The organism is Peribacillus alkalitolerans (assembly GCF_010882125.1).
In the GTDB taxonomy this organism is placed as follows: Bacteria; Bacillota; Bacilli; order Bacillales; family DSM-1321; genus Bacillus_BN; species Bacillus_BN alkalitolerans.
In genome coordinates this window covers 81405-106275 of record NZ_JAAGVZ010000006.1, presented here as the reverse complement: position 1 = coordinate 106275, position 24871 = coordinate 81405, and the positions used below count along the sequence as shown (strand labels likewise).

Below are 24871 nucleotides of genomic sequence, written 5' to 3'. Positions count from 1 at the left end.
TAATCTCTCTTGAATTCATTTTGTTCCTCTCCATTTATAGAGGTGTATCTCGTAACCCTTTGCTGCTAGGGCGAAGTTACATGAAAACAAAATGGTCTAGAAGATCAATCACAACGGTTTTTATTTTACCCAAATAAAAACATAGAGGAGGAGTCATTCATGGCTCGTTATACTGGTCCAAGCTGGAAATTATCCCGTCGTCTTGGTATCTCATTATCTGGAACTGGTAAGGAATTAGAAAAGCGTCCTTACGCTCCTGGACAACATGGTCCGAACCAACGTAAAAAGCTTTCTGAGTACGGTTTACAATTACAAGAGAAGCAAAAGCTTCGTCACACTTACGGTGTAAACGAGCGTCAATTCCGTACTACTTTTGATAAAGCTGGCAAAATGCAAGGTAAACACGGTGAGAACTTCATGATGCTTTTAGAATCTCGCCTTGATAACGTTGTTTACCGTTTAGGTCTTGCTCGTACTCGTCGTGCAGCTCGCCAATTAGTAAACCACGGCCACATTACTGTTAATGGAAGCCGCGTAGATATCCCATCTTACAAAGTAACACCTGGTCAAACTATCTCTGTTCGTGAAAAATCACGTAACCTTGATACAATCAAAGAAGCTATCGAAGTAAACAACTTCGTTCCTGACTTCTTAACTTTCGATGCTGACAAATTAGAAGGTACTTTCACTCGCTTACCAGAGCGTTCTGAAATGCCAGCTGAAATTAACGAAGCTCTTATCGTTGAGTTCTACTCTCGTTAATCTTTGGGCATTGCCTCGGAAATCCTCCATTTACATGGAGGATTTTTTTGTTTTTGTCTCTGATAAACTAGCCTGTTGATTGCAACTACAGGCACTCCCTTTCCGCAGGTAGGTCGGGAGTCTCCCTTGACCCACTTTTCCCGCAGGGCATTGAAAAAGCATCCTCGAATAAACAAGCACGAAGAAAATACGAATGCATTTTCGATAAGTCTCACGCTTACGCTTCAATCAACATAGTACCAAATAACAATGTCCTTTAACATAGCCTTGTATTAAGATAAGATAAAGGTATTATATTACCAGGAGAGATTTTCTATGAACTCATGTCCCTTTTGTAATCCTCTATCATTTGAAGGGCAAGAAATAATTTTAAAAAATGAGCATTGCCTTTTTTTACAAATCCCACAAGATATCCTGATCGGTTCAGGAGTGATTATTCCTAAATTGCATAAGGAAACTGTTTTCGATTTAAGCATTGAAGAATGGGAAGCGACCCAAAACCTTTTAAATGAGGCAAAAAATTTATTGGACTCAAAACATGGCCCAGAAGGATATTCAGTAGGCTGGAATTGCTATGAAGTAGGTGGGCAAACTATACCTCACGCCCATTTACATATCATTCCACGATATAAAGATGAACCATACGCTGGGCGAGGGATCAGATATTGGTTTAAGAGTAAAGAAAATAAAAGAACATAAAAAGGGGTGCACAAAAGGCAATGTTGACCTAAATGTGCACCCTTAAATTATTTAATATTGAATCAATGTGTATTTCTTCTTCCCTCTGCGAATGATTGTGAATTGACCTTCAATTTTATCTTTTTCATCAAGAACATATTGGACATCTGTCACTTTATCACCATTGATGCTTACCGCACCATTTTGAATATCTTCACGTGCTTGACGCTTTGAAGGTGAAATTTTCGAATTTACCAACACGTCTACAAGGACTGTTTCCGCTTCTTCTACCTTAAATGAAGGAACATCCTTGAAGCCTTGCATGATTTCAGATGCTGTCAGAGCCTTTACATCTCCACTGAATAGCGCAGCAGATATTTTAATCGCTTGCTGCAACGCCTCCTCGCCATGAATCATACGAGTAATTTCTTCTGCTAATGCTTTCTGTGCTTTTCTTAAGTGTGGCTCTGTCTCAACCGCTTGTTCCAAGCCTTCAATCTCTTCTTTTGATAAGAAAGTAAAGAATTTCAAGTATTTTATAACATCAGCATCAGCCGTATTGATCCAGAACTGGTAGAACTCGTATGGTGAAGTCTTTTCAGGGTCAAGCCAGATTGATCCGCTTTCAGATTTACCAAATTTAGTCCCATCAGCCTTTGTAACCAAAGGAATGGTCAAGCCAAATGCTTTGGCCCCTTCTGGTTGCATTTTACGGATTAGTTCCAATCCAGTCGTAATATTCCCCCATTGGTCACTTCCACCAATTTGAAGTTTACAATTTTGATGTTCATATAAGTGATTAAAGTCCATTGCCTGTAAAATGGTGTAAGTGAACTCCGTAAATGAAATCCCTGTCTCCAATCTAGAAGCAATTGTATCCTTAGCTAGCATGTAATTGATCCCGATGTGTTTACCAAAATCCCTTAAGAAAGTGACGATGTCGATTTTACTCGTCCAATCATAGTTGTTTACCATGATTGCTCCATTTGCACCTTCAACATTGAAGATTTTAATTAATTGATTCTTAAGTCCAGATACATTATGCTGAACCATTTCAATCGTCTGTAACTGACGCTCTTCTTTCTTTCCACTTGGATCTCCAATTAAGCCAGTTGCTCCGCCAACAAGAACAATCGGGCGATGACCATGATTTTGGAACCTTCGTAATGTTAAAAATGGAAGCAAATGTCCAATGTGCATACTATCTGCAGTTGGATCGACTCCACAATAGATGGAAATGCTCTCTTTATCTAAAAGCTCATTTAAGCCTTCTTCATCCGTTTGTTGGTAAATAATTCCACGCCATTGTAAATCTTTGAGTAATTCCATGGATAATCCTCCTCAGTTTTTTTAAAAATAAAAAAACGCCCCTTCATTATAAATGAAGGGACGATTGATATCGCGGTACCACCCAACTTGAGAACAACAAACAATGTTCTCCGCTTGATAAGAGATAACGGTCTCTTTCCGTTTGATGCTACTAACCCAATTTCGGGGTTTCCCATCAAATGCTCAAGGAAGTAATTCACTAAACGATTTGTACCGGTTTGCAGCAACCACCGGCTCTCTAAAACAGGGATCGTTCACCTACTGGCTCCTGTCATTGCAGAAGATATATGAAATAGTAATTGGATTTTATTATAGATCCAATGAAAAGTCAAACAGATTTCTTAACTAAACACCCTTGCATTTTACATAATATGTAAAATGCAGAAAGTTGTCATTTCCTGTTTCTTATGTATGGTATAATGTAAGTGATTTCAGGGGGTTGAGAATATGGAAAAAAACACTTTTTTGGATAGGTTGAGGAACTTTTTCTCTTCCATATCTACTTCAAAATCGAAACGCTATTTCAATATTACCTATCAAGTGATTTGGAACTTATTTTTAATATTTATCATTCTGGCAGTGTTAGGAACTGCTTTTGCTGGAGGCGTAGGGGCTGGTTACTTTGCATCTCTTGTAAAAGATGAGCCTGTACGACCAAAAAGTGCTCTTGAAAAGGATATATACAATTATGAAGAGACCTCAGAAGTCTACTTTGCCAACAATGTATATTTTGGTACGCTCAGCTCTGATCTTGAGCGTGTTGAAGTGTCGTTAGACGAAGTTTCTGACGATTTAAAGAATGCTGTGGTAGCAACCGAAGACGAATACTTTTATGAACATGATGGTGTAGTACCAAAAGCGATTTTGCGTGCTTTATTCCAAGAAGTATCCAATTCTTCAGTACAATCAGGCGGAAGTACGTTGACACAACAGTTATTAAAACAGCAAGTACTGACTAATGAGGTTTCATTCTCACGAAAGGCAAAAGAAATCCTTTTAGCCTTACGAATTGAGAAATTTTTTGATAAAGACGAGATATTGGAAGCTTACCTAAATGTCTCTCCTTTTGGAAGAAACTCTTCTGGAAGTAACATTGCAGGAGTCCAGTCTGCTGCTCAAGGGATTTTTGGGGTCAACGCAAAAGATTTATCACTTCCGCAAGCAGCCTTTATAGCAGGATTGCCTCAGAGTCCCTTTGGATATACGCCTTTTACCCGTAAAGGAGAAATAAAAGAATCAAAAATCTTACAGCCCGGGCTAGAACGTATGAAAACAGTATTAACGAGAATGCACGATGGCGGCTATATTAACGATCAGCAATTCAAGGAAGCCCTAAATTATGACATTAAAAAGGATTTCATTCCTTCCAAGCCCAAAATTATGGATAAACATCCATGGCTAACTGTGGAAGTAGAAAAACGAGCAGTTGATATTCTTGCAAAAATCCTTGCGAAAAAAGATGGTTATGAGGAAGAAGACCTAAAGAAAGACGATGATCTTCACAATCAATATATGAGCTTGGCTACACTTAATTTAAAACAAAATGGATATAAAATCCATACGACAATTGATAAAAAAATATTTGAGCAAATGGAAAAGGTCAAGGCTAGTTACCCATACTATGGACCAGATAAAAATGCTAAAGTCATTGATTCAGACTCAAAAGAAGAAATTGTAAAAAAACTTCCTGTTGAACTTGGAGCCATTTTAATAGAGAACAAAACTGGTAGAATCATAAGTTTTGTAGGTGGACGAGATTTTAATCAAGAAGAAACCAACCATGCAACTTCCTCTTTACGTCCAAACGGCTCTACAATGAAGCCTTTGTTAGTATATGCACCTGCTATTGAGCTAGGTAAAATCGCTCCTGGCTCTATCGTGGCCGATGCTCCCATGCAGCTTTCTGGCTGGGGTGCCAAGGGCTATCCAAATAACTATTCAAAGAGTTTTTCTGGATTGACTACGGCAAGGGAAGCACTAACTAAATCTATCAACGTCCCTGCTGCAAAATTCTATAGTGATATTGTGGGTCAGCGTCCAACACAATACTTAGAAAAAATGGGCTTTACAAGCTTAACGAAAGATGACCACTCTAATGCATCCATGTCTATTGGAGCCATGCAAAAAGGGGTAACTGTTGAAGAAAACACAAATGCCTTCGCAACATTTGCAAACGGCGGACAATTTGTCGATGCCTATATGATTGAGAAAATCGAAACTAGAGATGGTGAAGTGATTTTCCAGCACGAGAGCAAGCCTGTTGATGTATTTACCCCTCAAACCTCATATTTAACTTTAGATATGATGCGTGATGTAATTAATCAGGGAACAGCTACATCACTAAAAGGGCGCTTAAAATTCAACTCAGACTTTGCTGGTAAAACCGGTACAGGAAACAACTTCCAAGACGCTTGGTTCGTAGCTTCTAATCCTAATGTAACATTTGGTGTCTGGACTGGATATGATAAGCCTATGCCATTAGCCAAGGATTACAAAGGACTTTCCTATAGTAAGCGGAACATCTATTTGTGGGCGGACCTTTTAAATTCGGCATATGATATCAATCCTAAAATGGTGGATCCAGATCAAAGATTCGAAATGCCAGGTGGAATCGTACGTCGATCATTCTGTGCGATTACAGGTGGCGCTGCGACAGAAGCATGTGCAAGAGCTGGACTTGTTGTATCAGATCTTTTCCCGTCGAACTTTGTCCAAGATAAAATCGATGGAAGCTTTGTGTCCGGAAGGTATGTTGAGGTCCATAATAAAAAGTTTTCAGCCTTACCTTCTACACCATCTGAATTCACGGAGGAAGGTTTAATGTTAAGTCCGGATTTCATGAAAAGCATTGGACTTGACCGTTTAACAGATCCCGGAGTAGTTTTCTCAAAAAATAAGTACCTATCCAAGGTCATGATTGGTGGAGATTCCTTACAGGATAACGGCAAGGCACCTGATGGGCCTGTTATCAGTTTGAATGGCAATACCATTTCATGGGGGAGGCATCATGAAGGAGACGTTATCGGCTACCGTGTTTATAATGGAACGAAACTTGTCGCTAGTATAAAGGCTAGTAATTCACTTTCTTACACAGGTGGTCCTGGAGCTTATACTGTGAAGGCAATTGACATCATCGGGCAAGAATCTAGTAGTTCTAATAGTGTTGAAATTGGTGGAAAACCCGCAGAGGAAAAAGAGGACCCAAGTAAGCCGACAGATACTAAACCAGTTGATCCGAAGCCGACAGATCCTAAACCGACTGATCCAAAGCCAACACCACCTGACCCTAAACCGAACGATCCAAAACCTAAAAATCCTAAACCGATTGCACCAACTTCACCTTCTCTAAACTAAATAAAAAAGCTGCGAAATATTTCGCAGCTTTCTTTTTTTGGAATAAAAGTTTAAATCCTTTTACATAAAAAGCTGTTCAATCACCAATAGGTCCATTGAACAGCTTTTTTAAAACTATTAATCTTCCATTGTAGACAAATCACCAGTTGGAAGGTCCAATTCCCATGCTTTTAATACACGACGCATGATTTTCCCACTTCTTGTTTTAGGCAATTTATCTCTAAACTCGATCTCACGTGGAGCTGCATGTGCAGCTAAACCTCGTTTTACAAACTGGCGAATTTCCTCAATTAACTCATCTGATGCCTCGTACCCATCTCTTAATGCGATGAATGCTTTAATGACTTCTCCTCTAACAGGGTCTGGTTTACCAATGACACCTGCTTCAGCAACAGCAGGATGTTCAACCAGTTTACTTTCCACTTCAAATGGACCCACTCGTTCTCCAGCCGTCATAATTACATCATCGACTCTACCTTGGAACCAGAAATATCCATCCTCATCCATATAAGCAGAATCACCTGACACATACCAATCACCTGTCATGAAATACGAATCATACTTTTGAGGGTTGTTCCAGATTGCTTGCATCATGGATGGCCAACCTTTTTTAATGGCTAAGTTCCCCATACGATACGGAGGTAATACATTTCCTTGATCATCTACAATTGCAGCTTCTACACCAGGGATTGGTTTACCCATTGATCCAGGCTTTATTTCCATACAAGGATAGTTACAAATTAACTGTGCTCCAGTTTCCGTCATCCACCAAGTATCATGGATTCGTTTTTGGAATACTTTCATTCCCCATCTCACCACTTCTGGATTCAATGGCTCTCCTACACTTAGGACATGTCGAAGTGTGCTTAAATCGAATTTCTTTACGATTTCATCCCCTGCACCCATCAACATTCTGAAAGCTGTAGGCGCACTATACCAGATGGTAACGCCAAAATCTTCAATCGTCTTGTACCATGTTTCAGGTTTGAAACGACCTCCAACCACCACGTTGGAAACCCCATTTAACCACGGGCCAAAAATACCATAAGAAGTACCTGTTACCCAACCTGGATCAGCAGTACACCAATAAACATCAGATTCCTTAATATCAAGTACCCATTGTGCGGTTTGATAATGCTGAATCATCGCATTATGTACATGCAATACTCCCTTTGGCTTCCCAGTAGAACCTGATGTATAATGCAAGATTAATCCATCAGTTAGCTCGACCCATTCAACATTTAACTTTCGGTCTGCTTCGTTAAAGTATTTCAAGAAATCTAATTGTTTGCCTTCTTCTTTTACATTTTCACCAACAAGGAAAATGTGTTTCAAAGCTGGAAGCTCCGAAACTGGTACGCGAGATAATAATTCAGGTGTAGTGACTAAAACCTTTGCTTCACTGTCTTGTAAACGGTCACGCACCGCACCTTCCATAAATGCTTCAAACAGAGGTCCAACAATAGCTCCCAATTTGATAGCACCTAGTACAGCAAAATAAAGCTCTGGAGACCTGGGCATAAAGATAAATACTCTATCACCCTTCTCGACGTCTCCCATATTCTTCAAGACATTTCCGGCCTTATTGGATAACTCCTTCATTTCTTTGAATGTATATTTTTCATCACGGGAACCGTCACGATAGTAGAGAGCAACCTTATTCTTTCTAGCTCCTTCAGCATGACGATCAATCGCTTCATATGCAATGTTCACTTTACCAGTGTTAGACCAGGAAAAATTTTTCTCAGTTTCTTTCCAATCGAACTGTTTGTACACTTCTTCATAGTTCGGTAGATTGTAATCCCCTTTAATAACTGATAGCGCTTCCACTTTCATCCGCCCAATTCCCCCTTTGTTTAAATATTCACTAAATATTATATAATAATAAAAATATATTCTCAATTTTTAAAATTTATTTCGTTCCTACTTTTTTCTACAAAAACCTTACAAACTATTGATAACGCTTTCATTTTAATAGTTTTATTGATAGAATATTTAACATATTGAAATAATATTTTAACTAGCTAAAAATCCGAAAGTTTTAAGAACATCATAATTTATTGCTTTTTTTCATGTATAATATTTGATAAAAGTCCGATTCGGTGGTGAAAAGATGGAGCATATCAAAACCTATAATGCAAAAGAAATAAAGACACCTCACGGGACACTGATTATTGAAGGTCCTGTACCCGCAGAGAAAATAAAAAACTATGAATTCCATAAAGATTTGGTAGCTTTTCGTCCACCTGCACAACAACACAAGGCATTGATTGATATCGCGGCTTTGCCAGAGGGACGAATTCTTATCGCTAGGCATCTTGATATGATAATAGGATACGTGACATTTCTTTATCCAGATCCATTGGAACGTTGGTCTGAAGGAAAAATGGAAGACTTAATCGAACTTGGGGCAATTGAAGTGATCCCGCAATTTCGTGGATGCGCTGTAGGAAAAAATCTGCTCACTGTTTCCATGATGGATGATGCCATGGAAGATTTCATCGTTATTACTACAGAGTATTACTGGCATTGGGATCTCAAAGGTACCGGGTTGAATGTATGGGATTACCGTAAGATTATGGAGAAGATGATGAATGCAGGTGGACTGGAATATTACGCGACAGACGATCCGGAAATTTCTTCTCATCCAGCTAACTGTCTAATGGCTAGAATAGGAAAGAGAATTCCGCAAGAATCTGTCCAGAAATTTGACCGCCTTAGGTTTATGAATCGATTTATGTATTAATGAATCCATACATTATTTATTTCAAGCTCACATTCATACATACGGAGGGGGATATTCTATGATTCTCGAAGATATTATGAATAAAGATGTCGTCACGTTGAAAGAGACAGATTCAATCCAAACTGCAATTGAAATCATACGAGATAAAAAAATTAGGCACATACCTATTGTTAATAATGAGAAACAGCTAGTTGGACTAGTATCGAACCAAGATATTCGTGATGCTACTCCTTCTATTTTCCGTGCGAATTTTCACTTAGAGGATTTGCAAAAACCAATAAGTACTATTATGAAAAAGGATATCATAACAGGTCATCCTCTGGATTTTGTGGAAGAGGTAGCTGCTGTTTTTTATGAGAATCATATTGGTTGCATGCCGATCCTTTCTGAAAATAAACTTGTCGGAATCATTACGGAAACTGACTTGTTACACACTTTTGTAAAATTGACTGGAGCTCATCAACCTGGTTCACAATTGGAAATTAAAGTACCAAACCGATCAGGTGTACTTAGTGAAGTTACTTCAATTATTAAAACCAAAAAAGCGAATATCCATAGTGTTCTTGTATATCCGGATAAGCAAGATGAATCATATAAGATTTTGGTCGTAAGAGTCCAAATAATGAATCCCCAAGCGGTTGTCCAAGCTCTTAAGGAGAATGGATTTGATGTATTGTGGCCTAAAATACCGGAGATGTTATCATGAAGCCAGCAGTTTTTGTCTATTCTAATGATCTTTTAAAATACCGTTTTAACGAAAATCATCCCTTCAATCAATTACGTCTGAAACTGACTCTTGAATTACTGAAAAAAACTGGTGCAATAGATGATGGTGATATCGTCCCCCCCCGTATAGCTACTGATGAAGAACTGCACCTAATCCATGACCCTGCATACGTTGAAGCCGTTAAAATGGCCGGTCAAGGTACATTGTCTGAAGAACGGGCTTCTAGCTATGGATTAGGGACAGAGGATACTCCAATCTTTCCTGGAATGCATGAAGCAAGTGCATTATTAGTTGGTGGTACATTAACTGCGGTTGATTATGTTATGTCAGGACATTCCCAACATGCTCTTAGTTTAGGTGGGGGGCTCCATCACGGATTCAGAGGTAAAGCATCTGGTTTTTGTATCTATAATGATAGCTCTGTCGCCATTAAATACTTGCAAAATAAGTATAATGCTAGAGTCCTTTATGTGGATACCGATGCTCACCATGGTGATGGCGTTCAATGGTCTTTTTATGATGACCCAAATGTATGTACATTCTCCATCCACGAAACGGGGCGTTATTTGTTCCCAGGAACCGGAAATGTCAATGAACGAGGTCAAGGAAAGGGATACGGCTATTCCTTCAATATTCCTTTGGACGCTTTTACTGAAGATGATTCATGGCTTCACGCATATTCGACAGCCCTAAAAGAAATCGTTGAATTTTTCAAGCCAGATGTCATCCTGACACAAAATGGGGCGGATTCACATTTTCTTGATCCACTTACCCACCTTTCTGCAACGATGAAAATCTATAAAGAAATCCCTCGCTTAGCACATGAGTTGGCCCATCAATACTGTGATGGAAAATGGATTGCTGTTGGCGGCGGCGGATATGATATATGGAGAGTGGTTCCAAGAGCTTGGGCACAAATTTGGCTAGAAATGACTGAATTCTCAAACTTGTCAGCGGAATTACCTAAAGATTGGATAGAGGAATGGCAATCTTCAGCTCCTGTTACCCTCCCTAAAACATGGGATGATCCAGATGGCATGTACAAGCCAATCCCAAGAAAACCAGAAATTACAGAGAAGAATTTTCAAACGGTCGAAAAAGCCCTGTATCCAATACGTTCGAATTCTTCATCTAATACATAACAATAGTAAAGACCAAATCAATAAGCTGATTTGGTCTTTATAGTGAGAGCAGTGTCTAGCTCCGACGCACAGGACGTGCTAGTGCTTTTCAAATATCATTTACATTTAGTGGATTGACGGTGTTCAATCCGGTGAGGTAATACTACTGTAGTGTCTTGAACTTCTTCCTTGTCCATAAGCTTTGTTAAAAGCCTCATGGCAACCGCTCCGATATCGTACAGTGGTTGGACGAGTGTTGAGATTTGAGGACGTACCATCAAAGTAAGCCTTGTATTATCAAAACTCACTACCTCAAACTCATCTGGAACCGAATATCCTTTATCTTGTGCAGCATGTACAATTCCAAGGGCCATTTCATCTGCACCCACCATAATCGCTGTTGGCTTTTCAGAAAGTTCGACCAATCGGTCAAAGGCTTCAATTCCGGAGTCATAAGAATAATCACCTTCTACAAGATAACCTTCTTCAAACTCTATATTATTCTCCTGTAAAGCCCTTTTATAACCATTTATCTTTTTCAGGTTAATTGGCTCTAGGTCAGGACCAACAACGAAAGCGATATGCTTATGTCCATTTTCAATAAAACTCAATGTTGCATCGTAAGCAGCTGCTTCATAATCGATATTGACCGAAGGGGTTTGATTGGTTTCCTCAATCGACCCTGCCAAAACGATGGGAACAGGTGATTTCTTGAATTCGGAAACATGGTCTTCGGTAATATTGGCCCCCATGAATACAATTCCGTCTACTTGCTTTCCGAGCATTGTATTCAACAAATGCAGCTCTTTATCTAAATTTTGATCAGAATTACTTAATATGATGTTGTACTTATACATCGTCGCGATGTCTTCGATTCCCCGTGCAAGCTCTGCAAAGAATATACTTGATATATCTGGAATGATTACTCCGACTGTTGTCGTTTTCTTGCTTGCTAAACCTCTAGCAACTGCATTTGGACGATATCCAAGTCTTTCAATGACTTCTAATACTTTTTTTCGAGTTGTGGGTTTTACATTTGGATTACCGTTTACTACTCTGGAAACCGTAGCCATGGAAACGTTCGCTTCCCTAGCAACATCATAAATGGTGATGGTATTCATGGTTTCACTCCTTCTATATTTAGTTTGTTTGTCTTATCACATATGATTACCGTAAGAATTATCTGAATACCAAATTGGTAAGATTGTACAAGCAAAATTATGTATTAATAAATAATATTACGATACTAATGTAAGAACTGCAATCAATGAGGACGCTTTTTTCGTTATTTGTCATTAAAAATTCAGAAGTTTTTTCAAAACCTTTATGTTAAGGATCGAAAATAGTATAAAAAAAGCCTTTTGCACGAATGCAAAAGGCTTTTCCATTAAACAGTCGTCTTACTTAATTCTTTCAAACCCTGTAAAAATACATCAAATTCTGCGAAGTCCATCTGTTGGGCAGAATCAGATAGTGCAACACTTGGATCAGGGTGAACTTCCGCCATGATTCCGTCTGCTCCAATCGCCAAAGCTGCTTTAGCAGCAGGAAGAAGCAAATCCTTACGGCCAGTCGAGTGTGTTACATCTACAAATACTGGTAGATGAGTCTCCTGTTTCAAGATAGGCACTGCCGTTATATCCAGGGTATTGCGGGTCGCTCTCTCATACGTCCTAATTCCGCGTTCACATAAAATGATGTTTCCGTTACCTTGTGACATGATGTATTCGGCTGCATTGATAAATTCATCAATGGTAGCAGCCAATCCACGTTTTAACAGGACCGGTTTGTCAACAGCACCTGCTGCTTTTAACAACTCAAAATTCTGCATGTTTCTTGCACCGATTTGAATCACATCAATATAATCGATTGCCGTTTCAATATCAGCAGGGTTCACAATTTCACTAATGACAGCCAAACCATATTCATCGGCAATTTTTTTAAGAATTTTCATTCCTTCTAAACCTAGGCCTTGGAAGTCATATGGTGAAGTACGTGGCTTAAATGCCCCACCTCTTAATAACTTTAAGCCTTTACTTTTCACTACCTCAGCAACTGCGGCCACTTGATCATAAGATTCAACTGCACATGGACCAAAGACAAAGCTAGGTGCACCCGTACCAATTTTTTCACCTTTAATCGTAATGATCGTATCTTCAGGCTTTTTCTTTCTTGAAACTAATAATGCTTTTTTATGGTCGTCCTTTTGAAGGTTCAGTCCAACCTTGAATATTTCTTTAAATATATGTTTAACCGCTGAATTTTCAAGCGGTCCTTCATTATTGGATTCAATAAGGTCTAACATTTTTCTTTCACGGACTGGATCGTACTTATTTACACCCTGCTTTTCTTTCACTCGACCAATTTCCTGTACAAGTTTCGCTCTTTCATTAATAAGATGTAATATAGATAAATTGATTTCATCTAAATTTTCACGTAGTGCATCCAATTCCTTATTGCTCATTCCCAACCACCCTTTTCATTTATTTTCTCATTTGCCGACATGAAATAATCGCATTACCTTTAATGCAGCCATTATTTATGGTACATTTTTTATAATTAGGAATTATTAGTAGTAAAATTGGCTAGCGCCTCTAGCGATTGTCCAGTTGTACTTATACTAACTTCCTACTTGCGACTACTACATCGGCATACTTCATAGCTGTTGCGAGATATTCTTTCAGATAGTATAACGAAATACATCTGAGATGTCACGAAATATTTCTTTAATAAACAAACGCTTTTAAGCGCTAAAGTAATTTTAATAAAAGAAGGTGTCTTCCTTGCATGAAAACTTATTTGCCTTAGATATAGGCACACGGTCCGTTGTAGGCATTATTTTAGAAAAAATGAATGAGTCATACCATGTAAAAGATATCTTATCTAAAGAGCATACTGAACGAGCCATGCTAGATGGTCAAATTCATGACGTATTAGCCGTTTCGAAAGTTATTCAAGATATAAAGAATGAACTAGAATCCAAACATGGTCCTCTCAATAAAGTTTGTGTCGCTGCCGCAGGGAGAGCGCTGAAGACAGAAAGGGCAAAAATTTCAGTGGATATTGCAGGCAAACCGATGATCAGTAAAGACGATATTCTTCACCTTGAATTAACGGCTGTACAAGCCGCGCAATCCGAGGTAGCTGAAAAAGGGTTGGGAGAACTAAGCTTCCATTATTATTGCGTTGGTTATTCTGTACTCTATTACCATTTAGATGGTCAAGAGATTGGTAGTTTAATAGATCAAAAAGGAGAAAAGGCTTCTGTAGAGATTATTGCTACTTTCTTGCCAAAAGTCGTCGTAGAATCGTTAATTGCCGCATTGAAACGAGCGGATTTGGAGATGCAGGCATTGACGCTCGAACCGATTGCTGCCATTAATGTACTGATACCTCCTTCAATGAGAAGGTTAAATGTTGCATTAGTTGACATTGGTGCAGGTACATCGGATATAGCCTTGACAGATATGGGTACGGTCATTGCGTATGGAATGGTCCCTGTTGCTGGTGACGAGATAACAGAGGCAATCAGTGACCAATTATTGCTTGATTTCCCATTAGCGGAGGAAGCAAAACGACAGCTTCTTTCACAAGATCATATCAAAGTCACAGATATTTTAGGATTTGAAACCGAGATTTCAAGAACAGAAGTTGTGGATCAAATTTCCCCTGCATTGCATAAACTTGCTGAGTCAATTAGCCAAGAGGTATTGTCCCTTAATAATCATAAGTCACCTAAAGCCATTATGCTTGTTGGCGGTGGAAGCTTAACACCGGAGCTACCTAGGTTATTAGCAGAAAAATTACAGCTTCCAGCAAACCGTGTTGCAATAAGGGGAATAGAAGCGATTCAAAATCTTACATTTGAAGAATTTTTGACAAAAGGACCTGAATTAGTAACCCCAATAGGGATAGCGATTGCGGCAAACAAAAACCCTGTGCAATATGTAAGTATTACAGTCAATGATCAAAATGTACGGTTATTTGATATGAAGACATTAACTGTAGGTGATTGCCTTCTTGCCGCAGGGATAAAAATGAACAAATTGTATGGAAAGCCAGGAATGGCCATCATGGTATCTGTGAATGGTCAAACCATTACAATTCCTGGCATTCATGGAACTCCACCAACCCTATTAAAAAATGGTGAAGTTACATCTCTCGATGATGAAGTGAGAAGCGGTGACGTTATAATTGCGGAAAAAGGGGAAGACGGTTATCCTGCAACCGTACAAATCCAAGATTTACTTGATCATATTCCAAGGAAAATAGTGACTATCAATGGTACCAAATATGAATTGGAAGCTGTAATTAAAAAGAATGGTCAGTATGCATCTGGAGAAGACGAAATCCAAGATCGAGATACAATCCTATGTAAGTTACCTGATACCATTGAAGCGTTACTTGATGCTTTAGGCCAAAAAAGCTTGCTTGGCAATATTTCAACATATTCCGTCTATATCAATGATAAGCCAGTTACGATAGATAAATACAGCGGCACATTGGTCCGTAATGGAATTGAATGCAAAGGTTCATCGGGTTTCGAGGATGGAGATGAGCTAATTTTCAACAACCCATACACTCCCACCCTGCTTGAGCTATCAGAGTCACTTAATATCAAGCTTCATTACTCCATACCGATCAGTTATAATGGTAAAAAAATCGTATTAACAAAATCTGCCGCATCAGTTGAAAAATCCGGAAAGAAAGTGGAAGAAAAGCAAACAATACATTCCGGAGATCGATTGACAGTGAAGCAAAAAAAGATAGAACCATTTATTTTCCAAGATCTATTTAGACATATCGACATAGAAATGCCTCAAACTGCAAATGCTAGATTTCTTCTTTTGAAAAATAATAAAGAAACTAGTTTTTATGAACAAATCGAACCAGGGGATGATTTAAGGATTCTTTGGCCTACAACCATTCCGGGTTCTTATAACTGACCACCCCAAACATAAAGCCATCTTCATTATCCACTAATATGGAATATGAAGATGGCTTTTCTTTTAAATCTCTTGCTTTGCTGCTATAAGGGATTTTTTTGTAATTTTCCAGTGAGATGCGTTCCATACTGGTTCTCCGTTGTTAAATAAAAACGCTTGCGGAGATTCATGCTTGATACTAAATGTATCTGCAATATGATTGGATAACAGTCTAGCCTCTTGAACAGCTAAATAAGCCATTTTGATGTCCTTTTCATCATTAGCCACCTTCACATATTCCTCATATGCTGCATGACTGACAGGGCAAGTTAAACTATGTTTAAGCAAGAAGAATGAATCCCCCGCTAATAAATCTTCAAGTTGTTGTTCTGTATCGATTTTAATCAATGTCATTTTCAACTTTCCTTCCTATTTAACTACTTTATATTTTTACAAGAAAAGGGGCAGTGAAGTCATCGTACCACTCCACCGCCCAATTTTCAAACTTACTGATTATAACGATTTTCCGTTTCTTCAAATGCCTTTTTCGCTTCTTCTAACTTTAACTTGGCAACGTCTGAAGGCTGGCCTGATTGATGATTATGATTGGAAGAAATAGTTACAGTTTCGGTTTCAGAAACAATTCCTTCGTCCCCTGCACTCATGTCTTCAGTCATGTTGTTTGGGTTCACTTTATTCATAAAAGTGCTAGCTTGTTTTGTAACGGTATCAGTAATGGTGCTAGCCTGTTTTGTAACGGTATCAGTAATCGTACCTGTTTTGGATTTAGCAACTTCAACAAGCTCAGTTCCTTTTTCCATAGCTGTTTGGCGAATTTTTTCCGTTTTATCATTTAAGATACGTGCCTGATTATTAAGGTCGCTACGCAATTCTCTTCCTGACTTTGGTGCCAAAAACAATGCAGTGGCTGCCCCTACTAATCCACCGATAATAGCACCAAATAGGAAACTACCACCACCAGAATCATTGTTCTGATATTGATTATAACCTCTATCATCCGCATTTTTACCGTAATTTTGATATTCTCTCGGATACTCTTTCGGATAATCTTTCGAATTCATAGTTAATCTCCTCCAGTTTTATAAGTATTGGGTTATTTTATCCACGTGAACGTAAAAATCTCTTTTTAGCTAATGAGTCCGTTTTTTCTGCTTCCATTTCATTGCGCTCTACTCCGTAAGCATCGATGGAAAGCTGTTGATCTTTTCTAGCCTTCCACTTTTCTCTGAATTCCATTAGGACATTACCCCATTGGACAACTTGAGCAATTTTTTCTTTATTATTGTTCATTTCTAATTGGACCTTAGAGGATACCTTTTGTATGGATTGATTGAAACCTTTGACGGATGTACCTACATCCTTCACTGCATCTACAACTGTATTTAAGTTTTCCGATTTCTTTTGTAAGTCTTCAGCTAAGGCGTTCGTTTTATGTAACAATTGTGTTGTTTCCATCGTTATCCCCTGTAGCTGTTGTTCTAATCCTGTTAATGTGTGCGCTACGCTATCAAGTGTGCCTTGCAAAGATTTTAATGTTTTCGCCAAAAAGATGACTAATATTAAAAATGCAATGGCAGCCACTGCCGCACTTAAATATAAAATGATTTCCAAAATACTACACCTCCGTGATGATTTATCTACATATTACCCTTAGTATACATTAATAAACTTATATAATTTTCCATAGTTATTCATGAATTCCCTTTTTTTTTCGATAAATTTTTCTATTTTATATTATTCATCTTTCAATAAGAGAAAAAAGTAAAAAAATTGCTATAATTCGGTTACAATAAAGTAGGCATTTCAAATACATAGGTGGAGGATACATAATGAAGGACCCTAGAATACAGACGTTAGCAAAAAATCTAATTAATTACTCCGTTAAGCTCCAAAAGGGAGAAAAGGTTTTAATCGAGAACTTTGGTCTTCAACGTGAGCTGGTGACAGCTTTAGTAAAGGAAGCTTATGCAGCTGGTGGGTATCCATTCGTCTCTTTAAAAGATCACCAAGTGGATCGTTCTTTATTACTCGGTGCTCAAAAAGAGCAGTATGACATGATTGCAGAGTTCGAGGCAAATGTAATGAGCAAAATGGACGCATACATTGGGCTTCGATCTGGTGACAATATCAATGAGCACGCTGACGTACCCGGGGATAAAATGAAAATACACGGCGAAACAGTCGGACAAAAGGTTCATAGAGAAATTCGTGTTCCTAAAACTCGATGGGTTGTTCTTCGCTATCCGAATTCCTCAATGGCTCAGTTGGCAAAAATGAGCACAGAAGCATTCGAGGATTTCTACTTTGATGTATGTAATCTTGATTATGGAAAAATGAGTGAAGCGATGGACAGCCTTGTAGCATTAATGAATAAGACTGACAAAGTTCGCATCACTGGGCCAGGCACAGACCTTACTTTCTCCATCAAGGACATCCCAGCAGTTAAGTGTGCTGGTGAATTAAATATTCCTGACGGAGAGGTATACACAGCTCCTGTACGTGACTCTGTTAATGGTGTAATCACTTACAATACTCCATCACCATATCATGGATTCACTTTTGAAAATGTGAAGCTTACTTTCAGAGAAGGAAAGATTGTAGAAGCAGAAGCAAACGATTCAGAAAGAATCAATCATATTTTTGATACGGATGAAGGAGCACGTTACATTGGAGAATTCGCAATTGGTGTGAATCCATATATTCTTCATCCAATGCAAGATATCCTGTTTGACGAAAAAATCGATGGCAGCTTCCACTTCACTCCTGGACAATGCTACGATGATGCGTTTAACGGCAATCACTCCAATATCCACTGGGACATGGTAAATATTCAACGTCCAGAGTACGGTGGCGGAGAAATCTACTTTGATGATGTGTTAATCCGTAAAGATGGTAGATTCGTCATCCCAGAATTAGAAGTTTTAAATCCAGAGAATCTTAAATAAAGAATAATAAGTTTAGCTCTGTTACCGAACCCCAAGGTTTCCTTGGGGGGTTATTTTTTATAGCAAGAATCTTTATTGTTTTTAGACTATTAAGGTTGTCCGTTGATTGCAGCGAGAGGCACTTGCTTTCCGCGGGGAGGGTGGGAGCCTCCTCGGCGTTACCGCCTGTGGGGTCTCCCAATTCCCTCATTTTCCCGCAGGAGTCAAGCACCCTCCGCTACAATCAACTCAGATTGTTAAAGTTAATTACACTTAAAAGCAACAAACTTTACCAAAAAACAGCCAATGGCAATGAGGTAAGCTTATGAACTATTATTTAATACTCCCAACTTTTAATAATTTATTCCCGACTTGTCGAATTTCCTCAAAAAAAGAGGCAGATTATAAATTCATCATTTATAACCTACCTCATCTTATTTACTCTTCCATTAAAGCTTCATAAGCCTTCTGGAATTTTGGAATATCTCCAGCCCCCATAAAGAGGATGACACTGTTTTGGAATTGCTTTAACACAGAAGTATCTTCTTCTGATAAAAGCTTTCCTCCTGGAATTTTTTCTTGTAAATCTCCAATCGTAAGCTTTCCTTGGTTTTCCCGTGCAGAACCAAAAATCTCACAAAGGAAAACATGGTCGGCCATATTTAAGCTCTCGGCAAATTCAGATAAGAATGTTTGTGTTCTTGTAAAGGTATGCGGTTGGAACACAGCCACTATTTCTTTATCTGGATATTTTTTTCGAGCCGAGTCTACCGTTGCTCTAATTTCAGTCGGATGGTGAGCATAATCATCTATCAATACTTGATCGCCTATCACTTTTTCAGAGAATCTTCTTTTCACGCCTGTAAACGATAGCAATTGTTCTTTTACAGTTTCTGCGTCAATATCCTCATACTTACATAGGGCTATGACTGACAAAGCATTCAAGACATTATGGTTTCCATACATAGGTATAGTGAATGTGTCATAGAATGTGTTTCTTACAAAGACGTCAAACGTCGTACCCTCTTTTGTGGATGAAACATTACGGGCTTGAAAATCATTTTCCTCATTATACCCATAAAAAATCACTGGGACCTTAGCCTGGATTTTTTGTAGTTGCTCATCATCCCCACAAGCAATGATTCCTTTATTAACTTGTAAGGCCATCTGTTGAAATGCATCAAATACATCATCAATGCTCGCAAAATAATCTGGATGGTCAAAGTCAATATTGGTCATAATCGCGTAATCAGGGTAATATGACAAGAAATGTCTTCTATATTCACATGCTTCAAAAACAAAATACTCGGCATCTTTATCCCCTCTACCAGTGCCATCTCCAATTAAGTATGAGGTTGGTTTTGCTCCTCTCATTACATGGGCCATTAATCCTGTGGTAGAAGTTTTTCCGTGAGCACCTGTAATTGCAACACTAGTGAAATTCTTCATAAAATCCCCTAGAAAGCGATGATATCTTATCACTGGCAATCCAAGTTCCATGGCTCTTTGAATCTCTTCATGATCATCACGGAATGCATTACCTGCAATAACCGTCAATCCTGGTTGGATATTCTCCTTCGTAAAGGGAAGGATTTTTATCCCTGATTTTTCAAGACCGATTTGTGTAAACAATTGTTTTTCAATATCTGAGCCTTGTACCTGGTAATTCATTTCGTGAAGCACTTGTGCAAGTGCACTCATACCCGAACCCTTTATTCCAACAAAATGGTATACAGTCATATGAGAACCTCCAACAATCATCTAAACGCAAATCTAATGAAATGCCTTTAATCTATCGTTCAATTCAGTATTTTTTATCAGTCCAATGTCAAATGCAACTTTTATTCACAATAAACTATTATATCACAATCCTCATCTATGAGGATTTTAAATTTCTGATTCATAAGTTCTTAAATTTCAGTAAGGTCAACTTTTTCTAATCTTGGATTAGGACGGAATTTGCGTCCTTCCTTAGCCTGGTGCTTACCATTAAGCATTACATTGTCGCCAGTGAAGCCGATATTAATTTTTAACAGACTGCTTCCAACACCATACATGTCGACTGGTGCACCTGCTTTTTCGAACTCAATGATTCTTTGTTCACTAAAGCCACCACTAACAACAATTTTAACATGGTTAAAACCTTCAGCGTCTAATGCATTTCTCAGTGCTGATATCAGTTCAATATTGACTCCCCGAGGGTCAAATGTACCTAGTAAGTGCTGGTTGCGAAGAAAATATTTATCAATCATCGTTCTTGATGTATCGACACGGACACCTTTTAGGATGGAACCAAATTCCCTTGCAACTTTAAGGGCATCCGTTATTGCATCATTGTTATAATCAACAAGCGCCAAAAGTTCATCCTCTGGGAACTTTTCATGATATGCTTTGCATGCAGCCACAAGATCACCGTTGAATAATTGAATTAAAGCATGTGGCATGGTACCCATACCCTGTTTCCCCCACCATTCATTCATCGCATGAGTCGCTTGTGCAGTGACGCCACCAATATGTGCAGCATAGCCATCACCTGCTTGTTGTGTAAAATGATCATCACGATCTCCCATGAAAATAACCGGTTTTTGATTTCCAGAGATGCCTGCTGCTTTAACTACATTATATACATTTGTAGCAACAGAGGTTCTGCGGGCTAATATACCATCGATGACGCCTTCCAAATATCCAAAGTTTTGATAAGGACCAGTTATTGTAAGGACCGTTTCAAAAGGCTTGATTTTCTCTCCGTCACTTAATGAGAAAATTTCAAGCTCTTCAGGCTTATCCGCAAATTCCTTGATTAAAGCTATTACCTCGTCTGTGCCACACAAAACAGCATCTTGCTTCTGAAAGAACTGCATTGTAACGATATTGTCAGGAAAGTACGACTCTACGATTTCTTTAGTTTTCAAGAAATAAACGGCTGAAAACCATCCCTCTCTCACTCGTTCATCGAATTTGAATGTATGATTCGTAAGGCGTTTAAGTTTGCCCTGTAATTTTAATTCTATTTCTTTCATATAGAACTCCTCTAAGATCTCAAGTACGATCATTATTTTCCCGTTTTATTATCTAGTATTTAATAGAAGTAAATAAAGAATACCATATTTTAAGAAGGTATCCTTTATTTCACGCTTTATTGATTTTACATTGGTTTATCAGACAAGAAAAGCTCTATTTCTTCCTCACCCATTAAAACGTCTCTCGGCCGACTCCCTCTTGCCTCTGAAATAACACCTTGAGACTCCAGCATTTCCATTAACCTTGCAGCACGGTTATATCCGATACGAAAATGTCTTTGCAAACTGGAGGTAGACGCTGCATTTTGAGTGACTACAAATTCACAAGCCTCTATAAAAAGCTCATCCGCGTCAGACGAAATCTGGGCTTTTGCAAGTAGTTCATCCTGTTGGAATAAGTATTGTGGTTCCTGCTCCCTTTTCACATGAGACACGACTTGGTCAATTTCGTCATCACTCACGAAGGTCCCTTGTAATCGGACAAGTTTAGATGATCCGTTCTCCAAGAACAGCATATCTCCTTTTCCTAAGAGCTTTTCTGCCCCACTGATATCTATGATGGTTCTAGAATCCACCTGCGACGAAACGGAGAAGGCAATCCTTGTAGGGATGTTCGCTTTTATCAATCCCGTGATTACATCTACTGACGGTCTTTGTGTAGCAACGATCAAATGGATTCCACATGCCCGCGCTTTTTGTGCGATACGGCAGATGGCCTCCTCAACATCCGCAGGCGACATCATCATCAAGTCTGCCAGCTCGTCGATAATGATAACTATGAATGGCAGTTTGTCTGAAAAGCGACCAGCTGCAGTGGCTTTTTCATTAAATCGATTGATGTCACGGACACCAGTATGGGCAAATAGTTCATATCGTCTTTCCATCTCTTCAACTGCCCACTTCAAAGCTGCAGTAGCTGCCTTAACATCCGTTATTACAGGACTGACCAAGTGTGGTATCGAATTGTATGGTGCCAATTCAACCATCTTTGGATCAATCAACAAAAGCTTAAGTTCTTGAGGAGTCGCTTTATACAACAAACTTACTAACATTGTATTAATACAGACACTTTTCCCTGAACCGGTGGCACCTGCAATAAGCCCATGAGGCATTTTACGTAAATCGGTGACAATAGGATCACCCGAAATATCTAGTCCAAGTGCTGCGGTCAAAGGAGAAGGATTATTCAAGAAAGCTGGACTCTCAAGAATCTCCCTCAAAAATACCGGCTTGCTTTTTCTATTGGGAATTTCAATACCTATTGTATGCTTGCCAGGGATGGGTGCCTCCATTCGGATGTCTTGTGCCGCTAAGCTAAGTTTAATATCATCTGAAAGGTTGGTGATTTTATTCACTTTGACACCCGCTTCCGGCTGCACTTCAAAACGAGTGACCGATGGACCTTGAGTCACATTAACCACATTGGCCCTGACATTGAAATTCTTCAAAGTCTCATTCAACATATACGCCTGCTGTTCTAGCCAATCATCATCCGCTTTTTCCGTTTGAATCATAGGCTCTAGCAATTCAAGTGACGGAAATTGATAATACGGCAGCTCTTCATCCCTTGTTTCCATTTCGTGAATAGGTAAAGTGTCAAGACTCTTATTACTCTCTTCATCTTGGTTCATGCTTGATTTGTTATTTGTAGGTGCATGATCCCTTGTATTTAAAGGAGTATTTTCTGTCGATGACGTCTCCATTTTACGGCTAGATGATTGAAAAAAGGCTAAATCATTTTGCATTAGCTTTTGTTTATCTTGCTTCAACATCACAACGTTAAAGGGAATATGTTTTTTGGGACGTACAGGGAGCTCTTCTGGATACTCTTCTTCCAAATCAGTGGCTGTATGGGTAGTTAAGCCACTATTGTCAGCTAATTCATCCTCATACTCTAAATTCAAATCATTGCTTTCATTTCCATCTTCATGGATATCTGGTGGTACAATTTTATCCTGAATGTAGGATTCAGGTTCTTCCACTTGAACCTCTTTTTTCTCTAACTCAACTTCCTTAAAAGGAATACTTGCTTGGTTTTTATAAATTACAGGTACACTCTGGTCTTCATCAACAATAGTTTCTAATTCAGTTGAATGCACCACCAATGGTTGAACCGCAACAGTTGGTTCAGTTGTAATGATTTTTTCTTGGTGTCTAAAGATCGCAGGACTGACAGAATTCACATTAACAATGGTGTCTACTTTCTCTACTTGTACTTCTTGGATATCTTCTTTACTTTCTTGTGATATCACTTTCTCTTTCTGTCTATAAATAGTAGGTCTACTAAGGACCTCTTTGGTAGAGTATGTAGCTTTCAAAGATGAATCTAATTCAAATTCAACGGTAGCTTTAGGAATACTTGGTTCACTCTTTTTTGGTTCGGGCCGTTGTTTAAATCCAAATACAGGCGATGGGATCTCAGTCACGGCGAATGGTTTGGTGGAAGTTTTCACAATCTTTTCTGTCCTGTTGACATTTCGTATTGGCACTTCATTAGTTTTAGGAGACCTTCTAGGTTCTTTTGATTTTATCGGCTGTTGTTGAACACTTTGGTTTTCACGTTTTTCGGATGTTGCATGACGTCTACCTAATGGTTTTTTTCTCGCTTCATCCTTATCAGGAATGATTGGAAAGCGAAAGTTGCCTTTTGGATATTGATATTGCACATTGGCTTCCAACTCTTTGTTCTTTACGGTTGGTTTTTCTTGAAGTTCTTCTGACTCCGCTTGTTTTTTCTTTAAAAAAGCGATGGGATCTCGCTTTAATTGCTCATGCTCTTTCGGTTCTAAAGTTAAAATTTCTTCGATTTCAATTATTTCTTCATCTTGAAACCATTTCTTGATTTTCTTTAACCACTTCAAACAAATCACCTTCTAATGCTGTTAGTCATCTATTTATTGTAACAATAAATCATAAAATATGGAGAAAAAATAAAAGATTAGTACAATGTGTGTACAAATAGGACTTTTTACGATTCCTGTAAAAATATCATGGTCAAACAGGAAACATGTCCTAATTTTTTTGGATTTTGCGATTTGAACAACTTATTAACGATATTACCTCTACCCATTGACTTCAAACGTTAAAAGCAAGCATTTGGCAAGTTATAAGGTGAAGACATACTATAGAATAATCTCCCATACCTCGTCATCGAAGGTGCATTCCCTATTCAAAAAGAAGGTAATTACTAAAAACTAGAGAAGTTGATTGCAGCGAAGGGCGAACGCTTTACGCGGGCGTGGCTTGAGCCTCCTCCTTCGCTAC

General features: G+C 38.6%; 18 protein-coding genes and 1 other annotated feature. Of the genes, 8 read left to right on the top strand and 10 right to left on the bottom strand.

The genetic code is table 11. The annotated features are described in order from the left end of the window. Positions 1-159: 159 nt before the first annotated feature. Both rpsD and G3O09_RS09320 read left to right on the top strand, forming a co-directional pair. On the top strand, positions 160-762 hold the full coding sequence (gene rpsD, locus G3O09_RS09325) for a 30S ribosomal protein S4 (protein ID WP_163101209.1): 603 nt from the start codon (positions 160-162) through the stop codon (positions 760-762). Positions 763-1077: 315 nt separating this feature from the next. After that, on the top strand, positions 1078-1461 hold the full coding sequence (locus tag G3O09_RS09320) for an HIT family protein (protein WP_163101208.1): 384 nt from the start codon (positions 1078-1080) through the stop codon (positions 1459-1461). Between the two features lie 51 nt (positions 1462-1512). Here G3O09_RS09320 and tyrS read toward each other — a convergent pair whose 3' ends face one another. Beyond that, positions 1513-2769 (bottom strand): tyrosine--tRNA ligase, encoded by a 1257-nt coding sequence (tyrS, locus tag G3O09_RS09315; protein ID WP_163101207.1) that lies wholly within the window; start codon positions 2767-2769, stop codon positions 1513-1515. A 53-nt stretch (positions 2770-2822) separates the two neighbouring features. Continuing rightward, positions 2823-3053, bottom strand: a binding site (T-box leader). A gap of 163 nt (positions 3054-3216) precedes the next feature. Here tyrS and G3O09_RS09310 point away from each other — a divergent pair. Further along, positions 3217-6123, top strand: coding sequence for a transglycosylase domain-containing protein (locus G3O09_RS09310; protein ID WP_163101206.1), 2907 nt, complete (start codon positions 3217-3219; stop codon positions 6121-6123). Positions 6124-6240: 117 nt separating this feature from the next. Here G3O09_RS09310 and acsA read toward each other — a convergent pair whose 3' ends face one another. Next, on the bottom strand, positions 6241-7959 hold the full coding sequence (gene acsA / locus G3O09_RS09305) for an acetate--CoA ligase (protein WP_163101205.1): 1719 nt from the start codon (positions 7957-7959) through the stop codon (positions 6241-6243). Between the two features lie 277 nt (positions 7960-8236). Here acsA and G3O09_RS09300 point away from each other — a divergent pair, with 277 nt between their 5' ends. Genes G3O09_RS09300 through G3O09_RS09290 form a run of 3 tightly spaced genes read left to right on the top strand, consistent with a single transcriptional unit; the run spans position 8237 to position 10738 of the window. After that, the gene (locus G3O09_RS09300; RefSeq protein ID WP_163101204.1) at positions 8237-8869 is read left to right on the top strand and encodes a GNAT family N-acetyltransferase; all 633 of its coding nucleotides are present in this window, start codon (positions 8237-8239) and stop codon (positions 8867-8869) included. Positions 8870-8927: 58 nt separating this feature from the next. Then, positions 8928-9575 carry an acetoin utilization AcuB family protein gene (locus G3O09_RS09295; protein ID WP_163101203.1) on the top strand — a complete coding sequence of 216 codons (648 nt, stop codon included), beginning with the start codon at positions 8928-8930 and terminating at the stop codon, positions 9573-9575. Then, positions 9569-10738, top strand: coding sequence for an acetoin utilization protein AcuC (locus G3O09_RS09290; RefSeq protein WP_163101343.1), 1170 nt, complete (start codon positions 9569-9571; stop codon positions 10736-10738). Before G3O09_RS09295 ends, G3O09_RS09290 begins: the two co-directional genes overlap by 7 nt. Positions 10739-10833: 95 nt before the next feature. Here G3O09_RS09290 and ccpA read toward each other — a convergent pair whose 3' ends face one another. Together ccpA and G3O09_RS09280 are read right to left on the bottom strand one after the other, a co-directional pair. Further along, the gene (gene ccpA, locus G3O09_RS09285) at positions 10834-11838 is read right to left on the bottom strand and encodes a catabolite control protein A (RefSeq protein WP_163101202.1); all 1005 of its coding nucleotides are present in this window, start codon (positions 11836-11838) and stop codon (positions 10834-10836) included. Between the two features lie 266 nt (positions 11839-12104). Next, positions 12105-13181 (bottom strand): bifunctional 3-deoxy-7-phosphoheptulonate synthase/chorismate mutase, encoded by a 1077-nt coding sequence (locus G3O09_RS09280; RefSeq protein WP_163101201.1) that lies wholly within the window; start codon positions 13179-13181, stop codon positions 12105-12107. Positions 13182-13500: 319 nt separating this feature from the next. On the opposite strand from G3O09_RS09280, the gene G3O09_RS09275 reads away from it, so the two are divergent. Continuing rightward, the gene (locus G3O09_RS09275) at positions 13501-15663 is read left to right on the top strand and encodes a cell division protein FtsA (protein WP_240338393.1); all 2163 of its coding nucleotides are present in this window, start codon (positions 13501-13503) and stop codon (positions 15661-15663) included. Positions 15664-15726: 63 nt separating this feature from the next. Here the strand turns inward: G3O09_RS09275 and ytxJ are convergent, their stop codons facing one another. The 3 genes from ytxJ to G3O09_RS09260 all read right to left on the bottom strand — a co-directional run bounded on the left by ytxJ (position 15727) and on the right by G3O09_RS09260 (position 17274). Continuing rightward, positions 15727-16056 (bottom strand): bacillithiol system redox-active protein YtxJ, encoded by a 330-nt coding sequence (gene ytxJ / locus G3O09_RS09270; protein WP_163101200.1) that lies wholly within the window; start codon positions 16054-16056, stop codon positions 15727-15729. A gap of 92 nt (positions 16057-16148) precedes the next feature. Then, positions 16149-16724, bottom strand: coding sequence for a YtxH domain-containing protein (locus G3O09_RS09265; RefSeq protein WP_163101199.1), 576 nt, complete (start codon positions 16722-16724; stop codon positions 16149-16151). A 37-nt stretch (positions 16725-16761) separates the two neighbouring features. Then, on the bottom strand, positions 16762-17274 hold the full coding sequence (locus G3O09_RS09260) for a DUF948 domain-containing protein (RefSeq protein WP_163101198.1): 513 nt from the start codon (positions 17272-17274) through the stop codon (positions 16762-16764). Positions 17275-17492: 218 nt separating this feature from the next. Between G3O09_RS09260 and G3O09_RS09255 the strand changes: the two genes are divergently transcribed. Then, positions 17493-18608 carry an aminopeptidase gene (locus G3O09_RS09255; protein WP_163101197.1) on the top strand — a complete coding sequence of 372 codons (1116 nt, stop codon included), beginning with the start codon at positions 17493-17495 and terminating at the stop codon, positions 18606-18608. 417 nt (positions 18609-19025) lie between these two features. Here G3O09_RS09255 and murC read toward each other — a convergent pair whose 3' ends face one another. The 3 genes from murC to G3O09_RS22755 form a co-directional block, all read right to left on the bottom strand. Continuing rightward, the gene (murC, locus tag G3O09_RS09250) at positions 19026-20327 is read right to left on the bottom strand and encodes a UDP-N-acetylmuramate--L-alanine ligase (protein ID WP_163101196.1); all 1302 of its coding nucleotides are present in this window, start codon (positions 20325-20327) and stop codon (positions 19026-19028) included. A gap of 170 nt (positions 20328-20497) precedes the next feature. Beyond that, positions 20498-21607: a nicotinate phosphoribosyltransferase gene (locus tag G3O09_RS09245; protein ID WP_163101195.1), complete on the bottom strand. Its 1110-nt coding sequence runs from the start codon at positions 21605-21607 to the stop codon at positions 20498-20500. Between the two features lie 125 nt (positions 21608-21732). Then, positions 21733-24468 carry a DNA translocase FtsK gene (locus G3O09_RS22755; RefSeq protein WP_275898307.1) on the bottom strand — a complete coding sequence of 912 codons (2736 nt, stop codon included), beginning with the start codon at positions 24466-24468 and terminating at the stop codon, positions 21733-21735. Positions 24469-24871 lie beyond the last annotated feature (403 nt).